Below are 19,269 nucleotides of genomic sequence, written 5' to 3'. Positions count from 1 at the left end.
CCACCATGAGTCCTCTCGACCTGCTGGACATCGACTCGTCGCTCAGCGAGGAGGAGCGGCAGATCCGCGCTGTCGTGCGCCAGCTCGTCGACGACCGGGTCCGCCCGCACGTCGCCGGCTGGTACGAGGAGGGCCACGTGCCCGCCCGCGAGCTGGCCCGCGAGTTCGGCAAGCTCGGCCTGCTCGGCATGCACCTGACCGGGTACGGCTGCGCCGGCTCGTCGGCCGTCGCGTACGGGCTCGCCTGCCTGGAGCTGGAGGCCGGCGACTCCGGCGTCCGGTCCATGGTGTCGGTGCAGGGATCGCTCGCCATGTACGCCATCTGGCGCTACGGGAGCGAGGAGCAGAAGCAGCGCTGGCTGCCGGCGATGGCCGCCGGCGAGGCGATCGGGTGCTTCGGGCTGACCGAGCCGGACCACGGCTCCGACCCGGCGTCGATGACCACCCGGGCCCGCCGGGACGGCGACGACTGGGTGCTGCACGGCACCAAGATGTGGATCACCAACGCGCCGGTCGCGGACGTCGCGGTGATCTGGGCGCGCACCGACGAGGGGGTACGCGGCTTCGCCGTACCCATGGACACGCCCGGGGTGACGGCGCGGGAGATCCGGCGGAAGATGTCGCTGCGCGCGTCGGTGACCGGGGAGGTCTCCCTCGACGACGTGCGGCTCCCGGCGGACGCGCAACTGCCCGGGGCGACCGGGCTGAAGGCCCCGCTGAGCTGCCTCACCGAGGCCCGGCACGGCATCGTCTGGGGCGCGCTCGGCGCGGCCCGCGAGTGCCTGGAGACGGCCCTGGGGTACGCGACCACCCGCACCCAGTTCGGCCGGCCGCTCGCCGCGTTCCAGCTCACCCAGGCCAAGCTCGCCGACATGGCCGTCGAGTGGAACAAGGGGTACCTGCTCGCACTGCACCTGGGCCGGCTCGCCGACGCCGGCAGGCTGCGCCCCGAGCAGGTTAGTGTCGGCAAGCTGAACAACGTCCGGGAGGCGCTCGCGATCGCCCGGCAGTGCCGCACGATCCTCGGCGCGAACGGCGTGTCGGGGGAGTACCCGGTGATGCGGCACGCCAACAACCTGGAGAGCGTGCTGACCTACGAGGGCACGTCGGAGATCCACCAACTGGTCGTCGGGCAGAAGCTGACCGGCATCTCCGCGTTCGCCTGACCTAAGAGGCTGTCGGGACACCCTCCAGGCCGTCACCCGATCGGGTCGCTCGCCGAGCGGGTGTCGTACGAGGGCCGTAACGTTTTCGGCAGACGACGTGTCTGACGAGGACGGTGAGGGCGATGGCCCGCGACGGTGACATCAACCAGCCCACCCGGGAGTTCCCGGGCTACCCGACCACCGACACGCTGAAGCACCGGTCCGAGGACGCACCGGAGCCGTCAGCGCCCACCCCGGGCGGCGGTCAGGTCCACCGCCTGCTGCTGGTGCTCGGTGCGGCGGCACTGGCGGTGGTGGTGCTGCTCGGTGTGCAGGCCACCGGACTCCTGCCCGAGTTCCGCAACCCGTTCGCCAAGGAGCAGACCGATCGCAGCCAGCCCGCGCTGCTCAAGTCGATCCAGGATCTGAGCCGCTACGTGGCCGCCGAGGGCAACTTCCAGGTCGTGGTCGACCTCCAGAACGACCGGCGCAACGTCCCGGACTGGCTGCTCAACCAGCGCACACTCTTCGTGGGCGCGGGCAGCGTCGAGGCGTACGTCGACTTCGCGAGGATCTCGGAGGGTGCGATCGTCGAGTCCGCCGACGGGAAGTCAGTCGAGATCACGCTGCCCGCGCCGCAGCTCGCGAAGACCAACCTCGACCTCGAGAGGAGTTACGTCTTCGCCGAGAAGCGCGGGCTGCTCAACCGGATCGGCGACCTGGTCGAGGGCGATCCCAACCGGCAGCAGCAGGTCTACCAACTCGCCGAGGAGCGGATCACCGCCGCCGCCCGGGACAGCGGCCTGACCCAGCGCGCCGAGGAGAACACCCGCAAGATGCTGGAGGGCCTGCTCCGCTCCCTCGGCTACGAGCGGGTCACCGTCACGTACACGGCCCCCTGACCCGGTGGAAACGTCGCCACCCGGACCCCCCGGCCCACCCGAGGCCACTCTTTCAGCGAAAGAGTGGCCTCGATCGCCCGAATAGCCACTCTTTCCCCGAAAGTGCGGTCAGGTGGGCCGGGGGGTCCGGAGGGCGGGGTCAGTAGCGGGTGGTGGCGTAGCGGTCCTCGTTCGGCATCAGGATCCAGAGGATCGCGTAGATGATCACCTGGGTGCCGGGCAGCAGCAGGGACAGGATGAACAGCAGCCGGACGAACCCGGCCGACCAACCGAACCGCTGCGCCAGGCCGGCGCACACGCCGGCGATCATGCGCCCCTGACGGGGCCGGACCAGTCTGCGACTCATCGTCGTACTCCCACTCCGCGGCGTTCCGCCGCCGCTGACTCAACGGTAGGAAGGGGGCACCACCCCGCCCTCGGTCCAGAGGAGGATCGGCGACCCGTTGACCCGTAGGTGCTTACCCGTGGGTTCGGGCGGGAAGCCTCCGACGGTGATCGATCCGGAACCGGAGCCGGGCACGGGGTGAGCTGGGCGGGTAGGCTGGCCGGTCGGGCACCCACCGCGGGTGCCCGCCGACGGCCACCCCGACCGGGCGGCCACCACCGGACCGGGAGCCCGCACGACGGGTACGGCGGCGAGGAAGTGCAGCCATGATCAGCGTCTTCGACCTCTTCAGTGTCGGCATCGGGCCGTCCAGCTCGCACACGGTCGGCCCGATGCGCGCCGCCCGGACCTTCGTCAGCGGGCTGAAGGCCGACGGGCTGCTCGCCGACACCGCGCGGATCCGCGCGGAGCTGTTCGGCTCGCTGGGCGCCACCGGGCACGGCCACGGCAGCGACCGGGCGGTGCTGCTCGGGCTGGCCGGCGAGGCCCCCGAGACGGTGGACACCGACGGCGTGGAACCGCTGGTCGCCCGCATCCGTGCCGAGCGGCGGATCGCGCTGCTCGACGCCCACGAGATCGACTTCGACCCGGACCGGGACCTGGTGCTGCACCGCCGCCGGTCGCTGCCGTACCACCCGAACGGGATGACGTTCGCCGCGTACGACGCGGCCGGGAAGCAGGTCCGGAGCCGCACCTACTACTCGGTCGGCGGCGGGTTCGTGGTCGACGAGGCGGCCGCCGGGGCGGACCGGATCAAGCCGGACACCACGGCCGTGCGGTACCCGTTCTCCACGGGTGCGGAGCTGCTCGCGGTGACCCGGGCGACCGGGCTGTCGATCAGCGAGGTGATGCTCGCCAACGAGCTGTCCTGGCGCAGCGAGCGGGAGGTGCGGGCCGGCCTGCTGGAGATCTGGCGGGTGATGCGCGAGTGCGTGGCGCGCGGCTGCGAGCGGGACGGCGTACTCCCGGGTGGGTTGAAGGTCCGGCGGCGGGCGGCCGAGCTGTACCGCGGCCTCATGGCCGACGCGGACCCGGTGCGGTCCGCGGCGGGCGCGGCGGGCCGGGGGGCCGCGGACCCACTGCGGGCGATGGACTGGGTGACCCTGTTCGCCCTCGCGGTCAACGAGGAGAACGCGGCCGGCGGCCGGGTCGTCACCGCCCCGACCAACGGCGCGGCCGGCATCATCCCGGCGGTGCTGCACTACTACGACCGGTTCGTGCCGGGCGCCTCCGAGGACGGGGTGGTGCGGTTCCTGCTGGCGGCGGGCGCGATCGGCGTGCTGTTCAAGGAGAACGCCTCGATCTCCGGTGCCGAGGTGGGCTGCCAGGGCGAGGTGGGCTCGGCCTGCTCGATGGCGGCGGCCGGGCTGGCGGAGGCCCAGGGTGGCACCCCGGAGCAGGTGGAGAACGCGGCCGAGATCGGCATGGAGCACAACCTCGGCCTGACCTGCGACCCGGTCGGCGGCCTGGTGCAGATCCCGTGCATCGAGCGGAACGCGGTGGCTAGCATCAAGGCGATCACTGCCGCCCGGCTCGCGCTGCGGGGCGACGGGGTGCACCACGTCTCGCTCGACAAGGTCATCAAGACCATGCGCGAGACCGGGGCCGACATGAAGATCAAGTACAAGGAGACGGCACGGGGCGGCCTGGCCGTCAACGTGATCGAGTGCTGAGCCCGGTCACCGCCGTCCGTCTTCGGGGCGGGAGGCGGCGGTGACCTCTGGCGTGGGCGCGCTCTGGTCGCACCGCGACGCGCTGCGCATCCTGGTCCGCCGTGACCTCGCGGTGAAGTACCAGCAGTCCGTGCTCGGGTACCTCTGGTCGCTGATCGAGCCGCTGGGCACCGGCGCCATCTACTGGTTCGTCTTCGGCGTGCTGTACGCCCGGGACACCACCCGCCACCTGGGCGAGGCGGCCGACTCGTACCCGCTGTTCCTGATCACCGGGGTCTTCGCCTGGAGCTGGACCAGCTCGGCGATCAGCGAGGCCACCAACGCGCTGACCGGCCAGTCCCGGCTGATCACCACGATGAACATCCCCCGCCAGGTCTTCCCGATCGGCCGGGTCGTCGGCCGGGTCGCCGAGTACGCCGCCGGCCTGCCCATCCTGATCGGGGTGGCGGTGGCGTACGCGGTGGCGGACCGGATCGACCTCGGCTGGTCGGTGCTCGTCCTGCCGCTGGCCGTGACCGTCCAGGGCGTCCTGCTCGTCGGGCTGGCGTTGCTGCTCTCCGCGGCCAACGTGCTGATGCGCGACGTCGAGCGGTTCATGCGGCTGGCCGTCCGGCTGCTCTTCTACGCCACGCCGATCATCTACCCGCTCAGCCTCGTCCGCGACTCCGGCCTGCCCGGCTGGGTGACGGTCGCGTACGAGCTGAACCCGCTGGTCGGCATCTTCCAGCTGCACCACGCGGTGTGGTACCCGGACGAGTTCCCCGACGCCCGGCTGCTCGCCACGACCGTCGCCGGCAGCCTGCTGGTGCTCGCCGCCGGGTGGTGGACGTTCCGCCGCCTCGAACCGGCCGTGCTGAAGGAACTGTGAATGGCCGACCCGATCATCGAGGCGGACGGGCTGGGCATCCGGTTCGTCCGCAACCGTCGGCGCCAGCTGCGGCTCCGGGAACTCGTCATCCACCGGGGCCGGCGCGGCGGCATCGCCGACGGGCGGTTCTGGCCGCTGCGCGACCTGTCCTTCTCGATCGCGGCCGGCGACACGGTCGGCGTGATCGGCCGCAACGGCACCGGCAAGAGCACCCTGCTGCGGCTGATCGCCGGCGTGCTCATCCCCGACGAGGGGCGGATCACCGTCCGGGGTGACGTCGCGCCGCTGCTGGAACTGTCCGCCGGCTTCTCCAACGAACTGACCGGCCGGGAGAACCTGTACCTGGTCGGCGGCCTGCACGGCCTGTCGTCCGGCTACCTGCGCCGACACTTCGACGAGATCGTGTCGTTCGCGGGCGAACAGGTGGAGAAGGCCATCGACACGTCGGTGCGGCACTACTCGTCCGGCATGAAGGTACGGCTCGGTTTCGCGATCATCTCCCACCTGCCGCACCCGGTCCTGCTCATGGACGAGGTGACCGCGGTCGGGGACGCTGAGTTCCGCCGGAAGTGCTATGCGACGATCGATCGTCTGCTCGGGGAGGGGCGCACTCTGGTGCTGGTGTCACACAACGAACAGGATCTGACCCGGTTCTGCCGTCGGGGGTTCTACCTCGACGCCGGCCGGATGACCGTCGACGGGACGATCGACGAGGCGCTGGCCGCGTACCACCGGGCGGTGCCGCGGTGACGCTCGCGATCGTGCTGACCGCCGACGCGCCGGCCGGCGGGGTTCTCGGCGAACGCCTGGCGGCGCAGTGCCGCGACGCCGGGGCCGACGACGTGCGGATCGTCGCCGACCTGCGCCAGTTGGCGGACCTGGTCGACACCGCCACCGGGCCGATGCTGGTCACCGGCGCCGACCTGGTCGCGCACACGGCCGTCCTGCGGCACCTCGCCACCAGCCCGGTCGGGCCGACGGTGTCGCTGGTGCTCACCGACCCGCCCACGCACGGCCGTACCGCCGTCCGCGAGGACCGCGGCCAAGTCGTCGCCGCCGGGTCGCCGGAGCAACTGGACGGCCATGTCAGCGGGACGTTCGGCGCAGCGCTGCGGGTCGGCACCGCCGACCTGCCGGCCCTCGCCGCCGCCGCGCGGTCGGTCGCCGCCGGGGTGGTGCCGGTCGGTCCCGCGCCAGCCGGCGGCACCGTGGTCGGCGGGCCCGCCGTGGACCGGCTCTTCGCCGACCTCGCCGCCCGCGGCACGCTGGCCTTCGCCCATCGGGTACGCCTGCTCGTCGCGCACCGGATCGCCGACGCCGCCGAACTGGCCGCCGCCGAGGCGGCCGTCGCCGCCGTGGACGAGGACCGGGCCGAGCTGCGGCTGTCCGTGAAGGAGCGGGACGACTTCTTCACCACGTACTTCGTCAGCACCTGGTCCCCGTACGTCACGAAGGCCGCCGCGCGGCTGGGCCTGAGCCCGACCACCGTCACGATGATCTCGGTGGCGTTCGCGGTGGCCGCGGCGCTGCTCTTCGGTGCCGTCGGCCGGCCGGCGCTGGTCACCGGCGCGGTGCTGCTCTACCTCGGCTTCGTGCTGGACTGTGTGGACGGCCAGCTCGCCCGCTACACCCGCACGTTCAGCGCCTGGGGCGGCTGGCTCGACACGATGGCCGACCGGGCCAAGGAGTACGTGGTGTACGCGGGCCTCGGCTACGGGGCGACCCTGGCCGGGTTCCGCTACGGCTGGGCCCTCGCCATCGCCGCGATGACCCTCCAGACCGTCCGGCACATGACGGACACCTGGTACGGCGCGCTGCACGACGAGGCGGCCCGCCGACCGAAGGCCGCCGCCGGGGGCGGTGGCGGGATCGGCGACCGACTCAGCGCCGCCTCGAACCGGGTGCAGGCGGACACCGGCTCGGTCACGTACTGGCTCAAGCGGACGGTCGTCTTCCCGATCGGGGAGCGGTGGGCGCTGATCGCGCTGACCGTGGCGCTGTTCGACCAGCGGATCGCCCTGATCGCGGTGCTGGCGTGGGGGGTGCTGGCGTTCGCGTACACCGGTGCGCTGCGGACGCTGCGTGCCCGCTCGATGCGGGTGGGGGTGCTGGACACGGTGGATGCCGCGCTGCACCGCGACGACGGCCTGTTGGCCCGCGTCCGGCCGGCGGCGGCCCGCCGGCCGGGGCCGCTGGAACTGGCCGTGCTGGCTGCGCTGGCTGCGGCGGTGCTGCTCGTGCTCGCGCTGGTCGGGGGCGAGGCCGTCCCGCAGTGGACGGCGGTGGTCGCCCTCGCCCTGCTGTTGCCCGCGGGGGGCAGGGCGCGGGCGCCGCACGGTGGTGCGCTGGACTGGCTGGTGCCGGCGGCGCTGCGCGCGGCGGAGTACCTCTTCGCCATCGCGGTCGGCGTGCTCGGCGACGTGCCGCCATGGGTGATCTTCGGGTACGTCTTCGTGCTCACCCTGCACCACTACGACCTGACCGCCCGGCTGGAGAAGCGCAAGGTCGCGCCGCCGCTGCACGCCGCCACGCTGGGCTGGGAGGGGCGCTCCGTGCTGCTGACCCTGGCAGCGATCGCCGGAATTGCCGGTATCGGCATGGTTACACTCGGCGCGTACCTTCTCGTGGTTTTCGTGGGGAGCGTCGCCCTCGCCTGGGTGGTCCTGCCCGCCCGTGCCGCGCGGGCGGCGGGCCCGGTCGGAGCAGGAGGCCGCTCACCGGGTTAGGGCGGCCGGGTGACACTGATCAGTTTCGTGGTCCCGGCCTACCGGGTGCAGGGCTACCTGCGCGAATGCCTGGACTCGATCCTCGGGCAGCCGGAGACCGGCATCGAGGTGATCGGCGTCGACGACTGCTCCCCGGACGGCAGCGGAGAGATCCTCGCCGAGTACGCCGCCCGCGACCCGCGGACGCACGCGCTCCGGCTGCCGGAGAACGTCGGGCTCGGTCCGGCCCGCAACGCAGGGCTGGACCGGGCCACCGGCGAGTACGTGTGGTTCGTCGACGGCGACGACTGGCTCGCGCCGGACTGCCTCACCGAAGTGGCCGAGCGGCTGCGCGCCGCCCGCCCCGACGTGCTCGTGGTCGACCACGTCCGGGCCTGGTGGAGCGGGAGCGCCACCCGCAGCGGGATGCTCGACGTGTTCCCGGAGCCGCCCGGCGCGGAGACGTTCCGGCTGCGCGAGCGGCCGGAGACGGTCCACCTGCTGCACACCGCGTGGAACAAGGTGCTGCGGCGGGGGTTCCTGCTCGACCACGGGCTGCGCTTCGCGCCCGGCTGGTACGAGGACGTCTCGTTCACCTATCCCGCGCTCGTGCTCGCCGAGCGGATCGGCGTCCTGGACCGGGTCTGCGTGAACTACCGCCAGCGCCGCGCCGGGGCGATCACCCGGACCCGGGGCGACCGGCACTTCGAGGTCTTCACGCAGTGGCACCGAGTGTTCCAGCGGCTGGACGAGTGGGGGCCGGCGGTCGACCACGTGCGACCGGTGCTCTTCGAGCGGATGATCTGGCACTACCTGACGGTGCTCGGCAACGGGGAGCGGATCGCCCCGGAGCTGCGTCCGCGCTTCTTCGCCCAGATCACCGCCGACCATGCCCGCTGGCGGCCACCGCAGGGTTACCCGGTCCCCGGTGGGGTGGAGGGGCTCAAGCACCGGCTGGTCGCCGAGGGCCGGTGGCGGACGTTCAGCGCGCTGCGCACCGCGTACCAGGCTCGGGAGGTGGCCGAGCGGCGGGCCCGGCGCGCCGCCCCGGTGGTGCGCCGGAGCGCCCGGCTGGCCCGGAACACCGCGCTGCGCGGGTACTACCAGGCCGAGCTGCGCCGGCCGGTCGACCCGACGCTCGCCGTGTACGCCGCCTACTGGTACCGGGGCTACGCCTGCAACCCGGCGGCGATCCACGAGGCCGCCCGCCGGCTCGCCCCGGACGTGCGCGGGGTGTGGATCGTCCGGCGGGACCGGGCTTCGGCCATGCCCGACGGGGTCGAGTACGTGGTGGCCGGCACGCCCGCCGAGTACCGGGTGCTGGCGCGGGCACGCTGGCTGGTCAACAACGTCAACTTTCCCGACTACGTCCGCAAGCGCCCCGGCACGGTCCACGTGCAGACCCACCACGGCACCCCGGTCAAGGTGATGGGGCTGGACCAGCAGCGGTACCCGCTCGGCGCGGTGGGGATGGACTTCACCGGGCTGCTGCGGCGGGTGGACCGGTGGGACTACAGCATCACCTCGAACAGCTTCTCGACGCAGATGTGGGAGCGGGCGTACCCGGCCGCGTACACGACGCTGGAGGTCGGCTACCCGCGCAACGACCGGCTGGTGACCGCCACCGCCGGCGACGTGCTGCGGATCCGCGCCGAGCTGGGCTTCGGCATCGGCGAACAGGTGGTCCTGTACGCGCCGACGCACCGCGAGCACCTGCCGGGCTTCCGGCCACCGTTCGACCCGGACCGGCTCCTCGCCGCGCTCGGCCCGACCGGCCGCCTGCTCATGCGCAGCCACTACTTCCAGGACCGGGAGCGGCGGGGGCTGCGCGCGGTGACCCGCGAGCGGGTACGCGACGTCAGCGCCCACCCGCGCGTCGAGGATCTCTATCTCGCCGCCGACGTGCTGGTCACCGACTACTCGTCGGCCATGTTCGACTACGCCGTCCTGGACCGGCCGATCGTCGTCTACGCGCCTGACTGGGAGGCGTACCGCCTGGCGCGCGGCGTCTACTTCGACGTCACCGCCGAGCCGCCCGGGGCGGTGGCGACGGACTTCACCGCCCTGCTCGACGTGTTCCGCTCCGGCGCCGTACGCAGCCCCGAGGCGGAGGAGGCACGGCGGCGGTTCCGCGACCGCTTCTGCCGGCTCGACGACGGGAACGCGGCCGAGCGGGTGGTCCGCCGGGTGTTCCTCGGCGAGCCGCCGGAGCCCGTCCCGGCCTGCTGATCCGGCCCGTCGCGCCCGCTGACGTGCCGGGTGTCCGGATTGTCACATTGTCTTGGCTCGATGGCACGTAATAGGACTGTCACGGGTGAAACATGGCACGTTCACCCGATGCGCGACCGGCGTGCTCCTCGTCACAGTCATTCCCGGGTTCGGCCGACGAGCTGGGGGAGGAGACGGTGACCACCGTCGCGCTCAAGGATGTGACCAAGGTCTTCAAGGACGGCACGATCGCCGTCGACAGCGTGAACCTGGACGTCAGCGACGGCGAGTTCATGGTCCTGCTGGGGCCGTCGGGCTGCGGCAAGTCGACCGTCCTCCGGATGATCGCCGGGCTCGAGGGCCCGACCTCCGGCGCTGTGCTGCTCGGCGGCGAACTGGCCAACGACCTGCCACCGCGCGAGCGCGGAGTGGCGATGGTCTTCCAGGACTTCGCCCTCTACCCGCACATGACGGTCGGCGACAACATCGCCTTCCCGCTCCGGCTGGCCGGCCTGGAACCGGACCGGCGGGGTGAGCGGGTCGCCGACGTGGCCGGCGCTCTGGGGATCGGCGACGTCCTCGCCCGCCGGCCCGGCCAGCTCTCCGGCGGCCAGCGCCAGCGGGTGGCGATGGGCCGCGCGATCGTGCGCCGGCCCGGCCTGTTCCTCATGGACGAGCCGCTGTCCAACCTCGACAGCGGCCTGCGGGCCGAACTGCGCGCGGAGATCTCCGGCCTGACCCGCGAGCTGGGCGTCACCACCATCTACGTCACCCACGACCAGGCCGAGGCGCTGACCATGGCCGACCGGGTCGCCATCATGCGCAAGGGCGTCCTCCAGGACGTCGGCACCCCCACCCAGGTGTACGGCCGCCCCGCCACCCTCTACGTCGCCGCCTTCCTCGGCAGCCCCCGGATGAACCTGCTGGAGGCCTCGGTCTACGTGCACCTCGACCGGTACGTCACGCTCACCCTCGGGGAGCAGGCGCTCTACCTGCCGTGGGACGACATCCGCACCCGGGCGGTCGCCCACTACCACGGCGAGCGGATCGTGGTCGGGATGCGGGCCGAGGCGCTGACCCCGGTCACCCCGGACACCCAGGGCGACGTGCTGTACGGCCGCATCCGCTACCTGGAGCACCACGGCCACGAGTCGCTCGCCTTCCTCGACATCGGCGCGACGGCCGTGGTGGTGGACGAGATGGGTACCCCGGTCGACCGGCCCGCTCCCGGCGAGCGCGGCCTGCGCCGGTTCAACCAGGTGGTGCAGCGCATCACCGGCCGCGCCGGGGAGTCGGGGTCGGAGGACGAGGTCACCACCCCGACGGCCGGCACCCGCACCAGCGTGCTCCCCGACCCGGGCCGGCACCACCGCCGCCCGGCCGAGCTGGCGGTCCGGCTGGCCCCGTACCCGGCCGTGTCGCCGGGGCACCCGTTGGCGGTGTCGGTCCGGATGGACGCGTTGCACTTCTTCGACGAGCGCGGCGACCGCATCGACGTCGGCTGGCGCTGAATACGCCTCGCCCCGTGGTCCTTGCCGTGGAAGTTACCCACGGGTAACGTACGGGCATGAGCATCGACTCTCGCCAGGTGGCGGCCGGCATGCTGGAGGCCGTGCCCTTCGCCCGCACGCTGGGCTTCGAATTCGTCGAGGTGGCCCCCGAGACCGACGGCGGGGTGCGAGCGGTGGTCCGGCTGCCCGACTCGCCGGCCACCCACAACCACGTCGGCGGGCCGCATGCTGGCGCCATGTTCACCCTCGGCGAGACCGCTTCCGGCGCCGTCGTCATGGCCGCGTTCGGGCACCTGCTCGACCGGGCCACGCCGCTCGCCGTGAGCGCCGATATCGCGTACCGCAAGCTCGCCATGGGGGCGGTGCGCGCGACCGCGCGGCTCGGCCGCCCGGCCGCCGAGGTGCTCGCGGAGCTGGAGGCCGGCCAGCGACCGGAGTTCCCGGTCCACGTCGAGATCGCCACCGAGGAGGGCAAGCCCACCTCCGAGATGACCGTCGTCTGGACGCTCCGCCCGCACTGAGTCCCGGTTGGACGACCCGCAGTCCGCCAGCGCGTGGTGCGGGTGGCGGCCGGGCGAGGCGTTACGGTGCGGGAATGCAGCAGCGGATCAGTCTGGTCACCCTCGGCGTCGCCGACGTCGCCCGTGCCCGCGCGTTCTACGAGCGCCTCGGCTGGCGTGGCCAGGAGGTCGAGGAGACCGTCTTCTTCCAGGCCGGCGGTTCGGCGCTGGTGCTGTGGGGGCGGGACAAGCTCGCTGACGACGCGGGCGTGACCGACCCGGGCGACGACGGGTTCGGTGGGCTGAGCCTGGCGCAGAACGTCCACTCCCGCGCCGAGGTCGACGCCGTCCTCGCCGATGCGGTGGCGGCCGGGGCCACCCTGACCCGGCCGGCTCGGGTGACGTTCTACGGCGGGTACGCGGGCTGCTTCACCGACCCGGACGGCCACGTCTGGGAGATCGCGTACAACCCGGGCCTCCCGCTGGCGGAGGACGGCTCGTTGATCGTCCCCGACTTCGGCAGCGCCTAGAACGGCGGCGACCAGCCGGCGGCCTGCGCCGGGTCACTCGCAGAGTCGGTCCGGGGGGCAGTTCGGACCGGACGCGTAGCCGACGCTGCCGGCTTCGGCGGAACCGGGTTTGCCGCCACCACGGTCTGGATAGATTCGTACCGTGCTGGGCCTGCCTGCTCACGTGACCGCCTGTCTCTTCGATCTGGACGGTGTGCTCACGCAGACCGCCCGCGTCCACAACGCCGCCTGGACCGCCACGTTCGACGAGTTCCTGCGCCGCCGCGCGGCGGTCACCGGGGACCCGTTCCGGCCGTTCGACCCGGGCGACGACTACAACCGGTACGTCGACGGCCGGCCCCGCGCCGACGGGGTCCGCACGTTTCTCGCCTCGCGCGGCATCGTGCTGCCCGAGGGGCGGCCGGACGACCCGCCCGAGGCCGACACGGTCAACGGCGTCGGCAATCGCAAGAACGTCCGGCTGCTGGAGCGTCTGCGTACCTCCGGCGTGGACGTCTATCCCGGCTCGGTGGCGTACCTGAAGGCGGCGGCCGCGGCCGGCCTGCGCCGCGCGGTGGTCACCGCGAGCGCCAACGGCCGCGAGGTCGTCGCGGCGGCCGGCCTGGAACCGCTGCTGGAGGTACGGGTCGACGGCCTCGTCGCCCGGGCCGAAGGGCTGCGGGGGAAACCGGCGCCGGACACGTTCCTCGCGGCCGCCCGGCTGCTCGGGGTGGACCCGGCGCAGGCCGCCGTCTTCGAGGACGCGCTCGCCGGGGTCGCCGCCGGGCGGGCCGGCGGATTCGGGTACGTGGTGGGCGTCGACCGGGTCGGCCAGGCCGAGGAACTGCTGGCGAACGGTGCCGACGTGGTGGTCCGCGACCTCGCCGAACTGCTCGACCGTGATCCGGCCGGTCCGGGGCGCCAGTCGGCGGCACGCGAGTCGAGCCGGATCGACCGCGGTCCGGTCGTGCGGGACCGGGAGCCCGGCGCATGATCCGGGAACGGGCGTATCCCGTGGAGCCGTGGCACGTCCGGGAGACCCGCCTCGACATGGACGTGCTGGCCCAGTCCGAATCGGTCTTCGCGCTGTCCAACGGGCATGTCGGGTTGCGCGGCAACCTGGACGAGGGGGAGCCGCACGGCCTGCCCGGGACGTACCTGAACTCGTTCTACGAGCTGCGCCCGCTGCCGTACGCGGAGGCCGGGTTCGGCTTCCCCGAGTCCGGCCAGACGGTCGTCAACGTCACCAACGGCAAGCTTCTCCGCCTGCTCGTCGACGACGAGCCGCTCGACGTGCGCTACGGCGAACTCCTCTCCCACGAGCGGGTGCTCGACCTGCGGGAGGGCACGCTGCACCGGTCCGTGCACTGGCGCTCGCCGGCCGGCCGGGAGGTGCGGGTCCGCAGCACCCGGCTGGTGTCCTTCCGGCAGCGGGCGGCCGCCGCCATCAACTACGAGGTGGAGGTCGCCGACGACAAGCCGCTGCGCCTGATCATCCAGTCGGAGCTGGTGGCGAACGAGACGCTGCCCCCGCAGAGCAAGGACCCGCGCGTCGCGGCGGTGCTGGAGTCCCCGCTGCTCGCCGAGGAGGAGCTGACCACCGACGACGGCGGCCTGCTCATCCACCGCACCAAGGTCTCCGGGCTGCGGGTCGCCGCCGCCATGGAGCACGAGGTGCAGACCGAGGCGCGGACGACCGTCGAGTCCGAGGGGTACCAGGACTGGGTGCGTACCACCATCGCCTGCGTGCTCAAGCCCGGCGAGACGTTGCGGGTCGTCAAGTACCTGGTGTACGGGTGGTCGAGCCGCCGCTCGTTGCCGGCGCTGCGCGACCAGGTCGGCGCGGCGCTCGCCGCCGCCCGGCTCGACGGCTGGGAGGGGCTGCTGCGCGAGCAGCGCGAGTACCTGGACGAGTTCTGGGACGCCGCCGACGTGCTGGTGGAGGGCGACCCGGAGGTGCAGCAGGCGGTCCGCTTCGGGCTCTTCCACGTGCTCCAGGCCGGTGCCCGCGCGGAACGCCGGCCGATCGCCGCCAAGGGCCTGACCGGCCCGGGGTACGACGGACACGCCTTCTGGGACACCGAGATGTTCGTGCTGCCGGTGCTCACGTACACCCATCCGGCCGCAGTGCGGAACGCCCTGCACTGGCGGCACACCACCCTGGCGGCCGCCCACGAGCGAGCCCGGACGCTCAACCTGAAGGGGGCGGCCTTCCCGTGGCGGACGATCCAGGGGCCGGAGTCGTCCGGGTACTGGCCGGCCGGCACCGCCGCGTTCCACATCGCCGCCGACGTCGCCGACGCGGTACGCCGGTACGTGCTCGCCACCTGCGACACCGACCTGGAGCGGGAGATCGGCTTGGAGCTGCTGGTGGAGACCGCGCGACTGTGGCGGTCGCTGGGCCACCACGACCGGCACGGCCAGTTCCACATCGACGGGGTGACCGGCCCGGACGAGTACACCGCCGTCAAGAACGACAACATCTACACGAACCTGATGGCCCAGCGGAACCTGATCAGCGCGGCGGACGCGGTGATGCGGTACCGCGACGAGGCGTTCCACCTCGGCGTCACCGACGAGGAGGCGGCCGCCTGGCGGGACGCGGCGGCCGCCATGCACATCCCGTACGACGAGGAGATCGACGTCCACGAGCAGGTGGAGGGCTTCACCCGGCTCCAGGAGTGGGACTTCGCGCACACGCCCGCGGAGAAGTACCCGCTGCTGCTGCACTACCCGTACTTCGACCTGTACCGGAAGCAGGTGGTCAAGCAGTCCGACCTGGTGCTCGCGATGCACTGGCGGGGGGACGCGTTCACGCCGGACCAGAAGCTGCGCAACTTCCTGTACTACGAGCGCCGTACGGTCCGGGACTCGTCGCTGTCGGCGTGCACCCAGGCGGTGCTCGCCGCCGAGGTGGGTCACCCCGAACTGGCGCACCTCTACCTGCGCGAGGCCGCGCTCATGGACCTGCACGACCTGAACGAGAACACCCGCGACGGCGTGCACATGGCGTCCCTGGCGGGTGCGTGGATAGCCCTGGTCGCCGGGTTCGGGGGGCTGCGCGACCACGACGGCATGCTTTCGTTCACGCCCCGGCTCTCCAGCCGGTTGAGCCGACTGGAATTCTCGCTCCAGTGGCGGGGGATGCGGCTGCGAGTCGATGTGCGGCCGCAGCAGACCACGTACGCGCTGCGCGACGGCGACTCGGCCGAGACGGTGGAGCTGCGCCACCACGGCGAGCGGATCCGGGTCTCCTGCGCCGAGCCGGTGACCGTGCCGATCCCCCCGCCCGAGGTGTCCGGTCCAGCCCCGGAGCAGCCGCCCCGCCGCGGTCCCCTGCTGCGCCTGCCCGAGCGCGAGCCGTAGCGGGTGCAAGGAAGGGGCCCTTGTCAACGCCTCCGGTGGAGGAAGGGCCCCTTCTCAACACTCGAGCGGGTCAGACCGGTCGGCCCTGCGACGGGCGGCCGCCGGCGTCGCGGGGGGCCATCGCCCGCGGATCGTCGGCCGTACGCGCCTGCGCCGCCTCGTCCGCCCAGTCCCGGTTGCGTTCGGCGTCCTGTTCCCGTCGGTCCCGCTCGGCGGTCTGCTGTCGGGACCCTCGCTGCTGCTGCGCCATGGCGATCCTCGCGATCCGTCGGGGGCGCTGGTGCGCGCCGGTACGGTCTGCGGTCACCCGCCGCCTACCCGACGCCCCGGCGGGCAAACGCGGAGGGCCGGGCGCCCGGGGCCGGCGTGCCCACCGGGGCCGGGGTGTTAACAAGGGACCCTTCCGCTACCGGAGGCGTTAACAAGGGCCCCTCCTTGCACGCATGGGGTGGAGGTGGGCGGGAACGAGCGGGGGTATGGACGTACGGAGCAGCGAGGTGACGATCCCGGCGGGGGAGCCCCGTCTCACGGCCGACCTGCTGGTGCCGGCGGAACCGGTGGGCGTGGTGGCCTTCGCGCACGGCAGCGGCAGTTCCCGGCACAGTCCGCGCAACGTCGCGGTGGCGCACGTGCTCAACGACAGTGCCCTCGGCACCGTCCTGGTGGACCTGCTGACGCCGGCCGAGGACGCGGTCGACGCCCGTACCGCCGAACTGCGCTTCGACATCGGCCTGCTCGCCGGCCGGCTGGCGGCGATCGTCGACTGGCTCGCCGCCGAGCGGCCGTTCGGTCCGGTGCCGATCGGGCTGTTCGGGGCCAGCACGGGTGCCGCCGCCGCGCTCGTGGCCGCCGCCGAGCGACCCGACCTCGTCGGGGCGGTGGTGTCCCGGGGCGGCCGGCCGGACCTGGCCGGCCCGGCGCTCGGCAAGGTCCGCGCCCCGACGCTGCTGCTGGTGGGTGGCCTCGACGAGCAGGTGATCACGCTGAACGAGCAGGCCCAGGACGCCCTTCCGGAGACAGCCGAGCTGACGGTCGTCCCCGGCGCCACTCACCTCTTCGAGGAGCCCGGCACGCTGGAACAGGTCGCCCACGAGGCGGCCACCTGGTTCACCACCCACCTACGCTGACGGGGCGGTGCGGTGCCGTTGGACGGTGTCGACCACGCGCCAGACCACCGCGGTGATCGGCACGGCCACGAAGGCGCCGGCGATACCGGCGATCAGTGTGCCGGCGGTGACCACGATCAGGATGACGGCCGGGTGCAGGTTCACCTGCCGCTTCATGATCAGCGGTTCCAGCAGATTGCCCTCGATCTGCTGCACCGCGATCACGGCGGCCAGGACCAGCAGGGCGGTGACCGGGCCGTTGGCCGCGAGCGCCACCAGGACGGCCACCACGCCGGCCACCGTCGCCCCGATGATCGGGATGAACGCGCCGAAGAAGGTGATCAGCGCGAGCGGGAACGCCAGCGGCACCCGGAGCACCACCAGCGCCAGGCCGATGCCGATGGCGTCGATCGCCGCGATCATCAGGGTGCCCCGGCTGTACGCGCCGAGCGTGTGCCAGCCGTTCCGGCCCGCCTCGGCGGTGACCGCCCGGTTCGGCCCGGTCATCCGGTCGAGCACCCACCGCCACATCGTCCGGCCGTCCTTGAGCAGGAAGAAGAGCAGCACCAGTGCGAGCAGGGCGGAGCCGAACACCTCGGCGGCGGTCCGCGCGCCCGACACCGGGTCGAGCCCGCCGCCCTGGCTGAGGCCCTGCCGGGCCTGGTCGATCAGTCGGTCGAGTTGCTGGTCGGTCACCGGCAAGGTGGAGGTGACGAAGTCGCGGGTCTGCTCCACGCCCCGGGTCAGCTCGCCGCTCAGCTTGTCGAACTGGCCCGCCGTCAGGTTCCACACCAGCGTCCCGACGCCGACGAACACGCCGAGCAGCAGCACCACGGTCAGCAGCGCGGCCAGCGCGGCCGGCAGCCGCAGCCGGCGCAGCAGCCGCTGCACCGGGTCCAGCATCGCGGTCAGGAAGACCGTCGCGGCGAGCGCGATGGCCAGCGGCGCCAGCAGCACCGCGACCCTGCCCAGCAGGTACAGCCCCGCGACCACCACCACCAGGCACGCGCTCCACAGCACCGCGGAGCGAACCAACCAGGGCAGGTCGGCCCAGGCTGCCCGAGGCCCACGCTCCCTCGGCTCCTCAGTCGTCCGTCCGTCGTCGACCACGTCGGCCCTCCTCGATCTCCGGGCGACTGGTACCCGAAGCGCGCTTCCGCGACACCCACGCTAGGGCCAGATCGGCCGGGTGACGGTCCGTCCGCGTTTGTGCCATCCGCCCAGGGAACGCAGAAGGCCCAACCCCGAACAGAGGAGGATGGCCGTGAGCGAGTTCATGGACAAGGCCAAGGACTTCGCGGACAAGCACGACAAGCAGGTCGACCAGGGGCTGGACAAGGCGGGCGACCAGGCCGACAAGCGCACCGAGGGCAAGTACGACGAGCAGATCGACAAGGGCGTGGACATGGCCCAGGCGCGTACCGGCGAGGGCGACCAGGGCCGCTGACCGGCGTACGCGATCCCGGGCCGCCCCACACGGGGCGGCCCGGGATCGTCCTGTGTCAGCTCTCCTTCTCGCGCAGTTCCGTCATCGTGGTCGGGCGGCCGCTCAGCGCGTCCCGCACCCGGTCCACGAGACCGGTGCCCGGAGCGAGCAGCTTGTTCGCCGGTGGCCGGTCCGGAGCGGACGGGTGCGGGCGGGTCGGCGCCGCCTTCTTGGCCGCCTCCACCCTGTCGGCCAGCTCGACCAGCTCCTCATGGGCCACCGCGGCCCGCAGCCGGGGGAAGAGGTCGCACTCCTCGTCCTGCACGTGGTGCCGGATCGTCCTGGTGAGGTGAGCGAGCAGCTCGTCGAAACGGGGGTCGGTCGGGTCCACCGACTCCAGGTCCTTCATGGTCCGCTCGGCGTCGGCGTGTTCCGAGATCTCGTGTTCGGCGATCTGGTCGCCGTCCGGCAGCGCCTTGCGGGCGGTCGGGTAGACGTACATCTCCTCGGCGACCGAGTGGCGGACCAGCTCGGCGATCACCACGTCGGCCAGGTGCCGGCGGTGCTCGGGGGTGCCCTGCCGGTTCTCCAGCTCGACGAAGAGGACCTCGACCTCGCGATGGTCGGTGATGAGGACGTCGAGGACGTCCCGTCCCGTGGTGGCCTGTGGATTGGTCATGTCGTGCCCCTTACCGGTTGCGGAATCGGTGCGGGCCCTCCTACCCCTGAACCGCCGGTCGAACCCACCGCCGTCGTCCTCGCCGGGCCGTGAAACCCGCGCTCCCGGAGGCCGTTCGCAGCCCTCATGGTCCGCGAGGATCGCGGCCAAGGTGTGGCGGGCGGTCGAGGCCATCCGCGAGCCCGACCACGCCCGGGAACTGGCGCTGGCGGCGGCCGAGCTGGCCGGTCGGGCCTCGGCGCGGGGAGTGCGCGCGTGCGGCGGCGGGCGGCCGCCGACCGGCGGG

General features: G+C 72.8%; 18 protein-coding genes. 14 read left to right on the top strand and 4 right to left on the bottom strand.

Annotation, left to right across the window (positions count from 1 at the left end; genetic code table 11):
* Nucleotides 1-5: 5 nt before the first annotated feature.
* Nucleotides 6-1,166: an acyl-CoA dehydrogenase family protein gene (locus ACTMS0_RS02245; protein ID WP_441153385.1), complete on the top strand. Its 1,161-nt coding sequence runs from the start codon at nt 6-8 to the stop codon at nt 1,164-1,166.
* Between the two features lie 122 nt (nt 1,167-1,288).
* Nucleotides 1,289-2,047 (top strand): DUF4230 domain-containing protein, encoded by a 759-nt coding sequence (locus tag ACTMS0_RS02240; RefSeq protein ID WP_441153384.1) that lies wholly within the window; start codon nt 1,289-1,291, stop codon nt 2,045-2,047.
* A gap of 139 nt (nt 2,048-2,186) precedes the next feature.
* On the opposite strand, the gene ACTMS0_RS02235 is transcribed toward ACTMS0_RS02240, so the two are convergent.
* Nucleotides 2,187-2,393: a PspC domain-containing protein gene (locus ACTMS0_RS02235; protein ID WP_441153383.1), complete on the bottom strand. Its 207-nt coding sequence runs from the start codon at nt 2,391-2,393 to the stop codon at nt 2,187-2,189.
* Nucleotides 2,394-2,698: 305 nt separating this feature from the next.
* On the opposite strand from ACTMS0_RS02235, the gene ACTMS0_RS02230 reads away from it, so the two are divergent.
* The 10 genes from ACTMS0_RS02230 (at nt 2,699) to ACTMS0_RS02185 (ending at nt 15,772) form a co-directional block, all read left to right on the top strand.
* Nucleotides 2,699-4,105 carry an L-serine ammonia-lyase gene (locus ACTMS0_RS02230; RefSeq protein ID WP_441153382.1) on the top strand — a complete coding sequence of 469 codons (1,407 nt, stop codon included), beginning with the start codon at nt 2,699-2,701 and terminating at the stop codon, nt 4,103-4,105.
* Nucleotides 4,106-4,145: 40 nt separating this feature from the next.
* A complete protein-coding gene (locus tag ACTMS0_RS02225; RefSeq protein ID WP_441153381.1) occupies nt 4,146-4,973 on the top strand; it encodes an ABC transporter permease in 828 nt (275 codons plus the stop codon).
* Nucleotides 4,974-5,723: an ABC transporter ATP-binding protein gene (locus tag ACTMS0_RS02220; RefSeq protein WP_441153380.1), complete on the top strand. Its 750-nt coding sequence runs from the start codon at nt 4,974-4,976 to the stop codon at nt 5,721-5,723.
* Nucleotides 5,720-7,699 carry a DUF5941 domain-containing protein gene (locus ACTMS0_RS02215; protein WP_441153379.1) on the top strand — a complete coding sequence of 660 codons (1,980 nt, stop codon included), beginning with the start codon at nt 5,720-5,722 and terminating at the stop codon, nt 7,697-7,699. Before ACTMS0_RS02220 ends, ACTMS0_RS02215 begins: the two co-directional genes overlap by 4 nt.
* 9 nt (nt 7,700-7,708) lie before the next feature.
* The gene (locus tag ACTMS0_RS02210) at nt 7,709-9,907 is read left to right on the top strand and encodes a bifunctional glycosyltransferase/CDP-glycerol:glycerophosphate glycerophosphotransferase (protein ID WP_441153378.1); all 2,199 of its coding nucleotides are present in this window, start codon (nt 7,709-7,711) and stop codon (nt 9,905-9,907) included.
* A 176-nt stretch (nt 9,908-10,083) separates the two neighbouring features.
* Nucleotides 10,084-11,397, top strand: a complete 1,314-nt coding sequence (locus tag ACTMS0_RS02205; protein ID WP_441153377.1) for an ABC transporter ATP-binding protein — start codon at nt 10,084-10,086, stop codon at nt 11,395-11,397.
* 56 nt (nt 11,398-11,453) lie between these two features.
* The gene (locus tag ACTMS0_RS02200) at nt 11,454-11,918 is read left to right on the top strand and encodes a DUF4442 domain-containing protein (protein WP_441153376.1); all 465 of its coding nucleotides are present in this window, start codon (nt 11,454-11,456) and stop codon (nt 11,916-11,918) included.
* Nucleotides 11,919-11,992: 74 nt separating this feature from the next.
* The gene (locus tag ACTMS0_RS02195) at nt 11,993-12,427 is read left to right on the top strand and encodes a VOC family protein (protein ID WP_441153375.1); all 435 of its coding nucleotides are present in this window, start codon (nt 11,993-11,995) and stop codon (nt 12,425-12,427) included.
* Nucleotides 12,428-12,569: 142 nt separating this feature from the next.
* Nucleotides 12,570-13,400, top strand: a complete 831-nt coding sequence (locus tag ACTMS0_RS02190; RefSeq protein ID WP_441153374.1) for a beta-phosphoglucomutase family hydrolase — start codon at nt 12,570-12,572, stop codon at nt 13,398-13,400.
* Nucleotides 13,397-15,772 (top strand): glycoside hydrolase family 65 protein, encoded by a 2,376-nt coding sequence (locus tag ACTMS0_RS02185; RefSeq protein WP_441153373.1) that lies wholly within the window; start codon nt 13,397-13,399, stop codon nt 15,770-15,772. Before ACTMS0_RS02190 ends, ACTMS0_RS02185 begins: the two co-directional genes overlap by 4 nt.
* A gap of 70 nt (nt 15,773-15,842) precedes the next feature.
* On the opposite strand, the gene ACTMS0_RS02180 is transcribed toward ACTMS0_RS02185, so the two are convergent.
* Nucleotides 15,843-16,022: a hypothetical protein gene (locus ACTMS0_RS02180; protein WP_441153981.1), complete on the bottom strand. Its 180-nt coding sequence runs from the start codon at nt 16,020-16,022 to the stop codon at nt 15,843-15,845.
* Between the two features lie 226 nt (nt 16,023-16,248).
* Here ACTMS0_RS02180 and ACTMS0_RS02175 point away from each other — a divergent pair, with 226 nt between their 5' ends.
* On the top strand, nt 16,249-16,899 hold the full coding sequence (locus ACTMS0_RS02175) for a dienelactone hydrolase family protein (RefSeq protein WP_441153372.1): 651 nt from the start codon (nt 16,249-16,251) through the stop codon (nt 16,897-16,899).
* On the opposite strand, the gene ACTMS0_RS02170 is transcribed toward ACTMS0_RS02175, so the two are convergent.
* Nucleotides 16,891-17,988 carry an AI-2E family transporter gene (locus ACTMS0_RS02170; protein ID WP_441153371.1) on the bottom strand — a complete coding sequence of 366 codons (1,098 nt, stop codon included), beginning with the start codon at nt 17,986-17,988 and terminating at the stop codon, nt 16,891-16,893. The two genes, ACTMS0_RS02175 and ACTMS0_RS02170, sit on opposite strands and share 9 nt — an antisense overlap.
* Before the next feature lie 154 nt (nt 17,989-18,142).
* Between ACTMS0_RS02170 and ACTMS0_RS02165 the strand changes: the two genes are divergently transcribed.
* On the top strand, nt 18,143-18,325 hold the full coding sequence (locus tag ACTMS0_RS02165) for an antitoxin (RefSeq protein ID WP_441153370.1): 183 nt from the start codon (nt 18,143-18,145) through the stop codon (nt 18,323-18,325).
* A gap of 55 nt (nt 18,326-18,380) precedes the next feature.
* Here the strand turns inward: ACTMS0_RS02165 and ACTMS0_RS02160 are convergent, their stop codons facing one another.
* The gene (locus tag ACTMS0_RS02160) at nt 18,381-18,983 is read right to left on the bottom strand and encodes a hemerythrin domain-containing protein (RefSeq protein WP_441153369.1); all 603 of its coding nucleotides are present in this window, start codon (nt 18,981-18,983) and stop codon (nt 18,381-18,383) included.
* Nucleotides 18,984-19,269: the final 286 nt, after the last annotated feature.

Source organism: Micromonospora sp. H33, from assembly GCF_052068455.1.
Lineage (GTDB): Bacteria > Actinomycetota > Actinomycetes > Mycobacteriales > Micromonosporaceae > Micromonospora.
The sequence above is the reverse complement of the archived record's forward strand: the minus strand, read 5'-3'. Positions and strand labels throughout refer to the sequence as shown.

What these genes read in the sequence shown, in the direction of transcription:
- ACTMS0_RS02245 (WP_441153385.1), top strand. Translation starts at nt 6, where the DNA reads ATGAGTCCTCTCGACCTGCTGGACATCGACTCGTCGCTCAGCGAGGAG.
- ACTMS0_RS02240 (WP_441153384.1), top strand. Translation starts at nt 1,289, where the DNA reads ATGGCCCGCGACGGTGACATCAACCAGCCCACCCGGGAGTTCCCGGGC.
- ACTMS0_RS02235 (WP_441153383.1), bottom strand. Translation starts at nt 2,393, where the DNA reads ATGAGTCGCAGACTGGTCCGGCCCCGTCAGGGGCGCATGATCGCCGGC.
- ACTMS0_RS02230 (WP_441153382.1), top strand. Translation starts at nt 2,699, where the DNA reads ATGATCAGCGTCTTCGACCTCTTCAGTGTCGGCATCGGGCCGTCCAGC.
- ACTMS0_RS02220 (WP_441153380.1), top strand. Translation starts at nt 4,974, where the DNA reads ATGGCCGACCCGATCATCGAGGCGGACGGGCTGGGCATCCGGTTCGTC.
- ACTMS0_RS02200 (WP_441153376.1), top strand. Translation starts at nt 11,454, where the DNA reads ATGAGCATCGACTCTCGCCAGGTGGCGGCCGGCATGCTGGAGGCCGTG.
- ACTMS0_RS02195 (WP_441153375.1), top strand. Translation starts at nt 11,993, where the DNA reads ATGCAGCAGCGGATCAGTCTGGTCACCCTCGGCGTCGCCGACGTCGCC.
- ACTMS0_RS02185 (WP_441153373.1), top strand. Translation starts at nt 13,397, where the DNA reads ATGATCCGGGAACGGGCGTATCCCGTGGAGCCGTGGCACGTCCGGGAG.
- ACTMS0_RS02180 (WP_441153981.1), bottom strand. Translation starts at nt 16,022, where the DNA reads ATGGCGCAGCAGCAGCGAGGGTCCCGACAGCAGACCGCCGAGCGGGAC.
- ACTMS0_RS02175 (WP_441153372.1), top strand. Translation starts at nt 16,249, where the DNA reads ATGGACGTACGGAGCAGCGAGGTGACGATCCCGGCGGGGGAGCCCCGT.
- ACTMS0_RS02160 (WP_441153369.1), bottom strand. Translation starts at nt 18,983, where the DNA reads ATGACCAATCCACAGGCCACCACGGGACGGGACGTCCTCGACGTCCTC.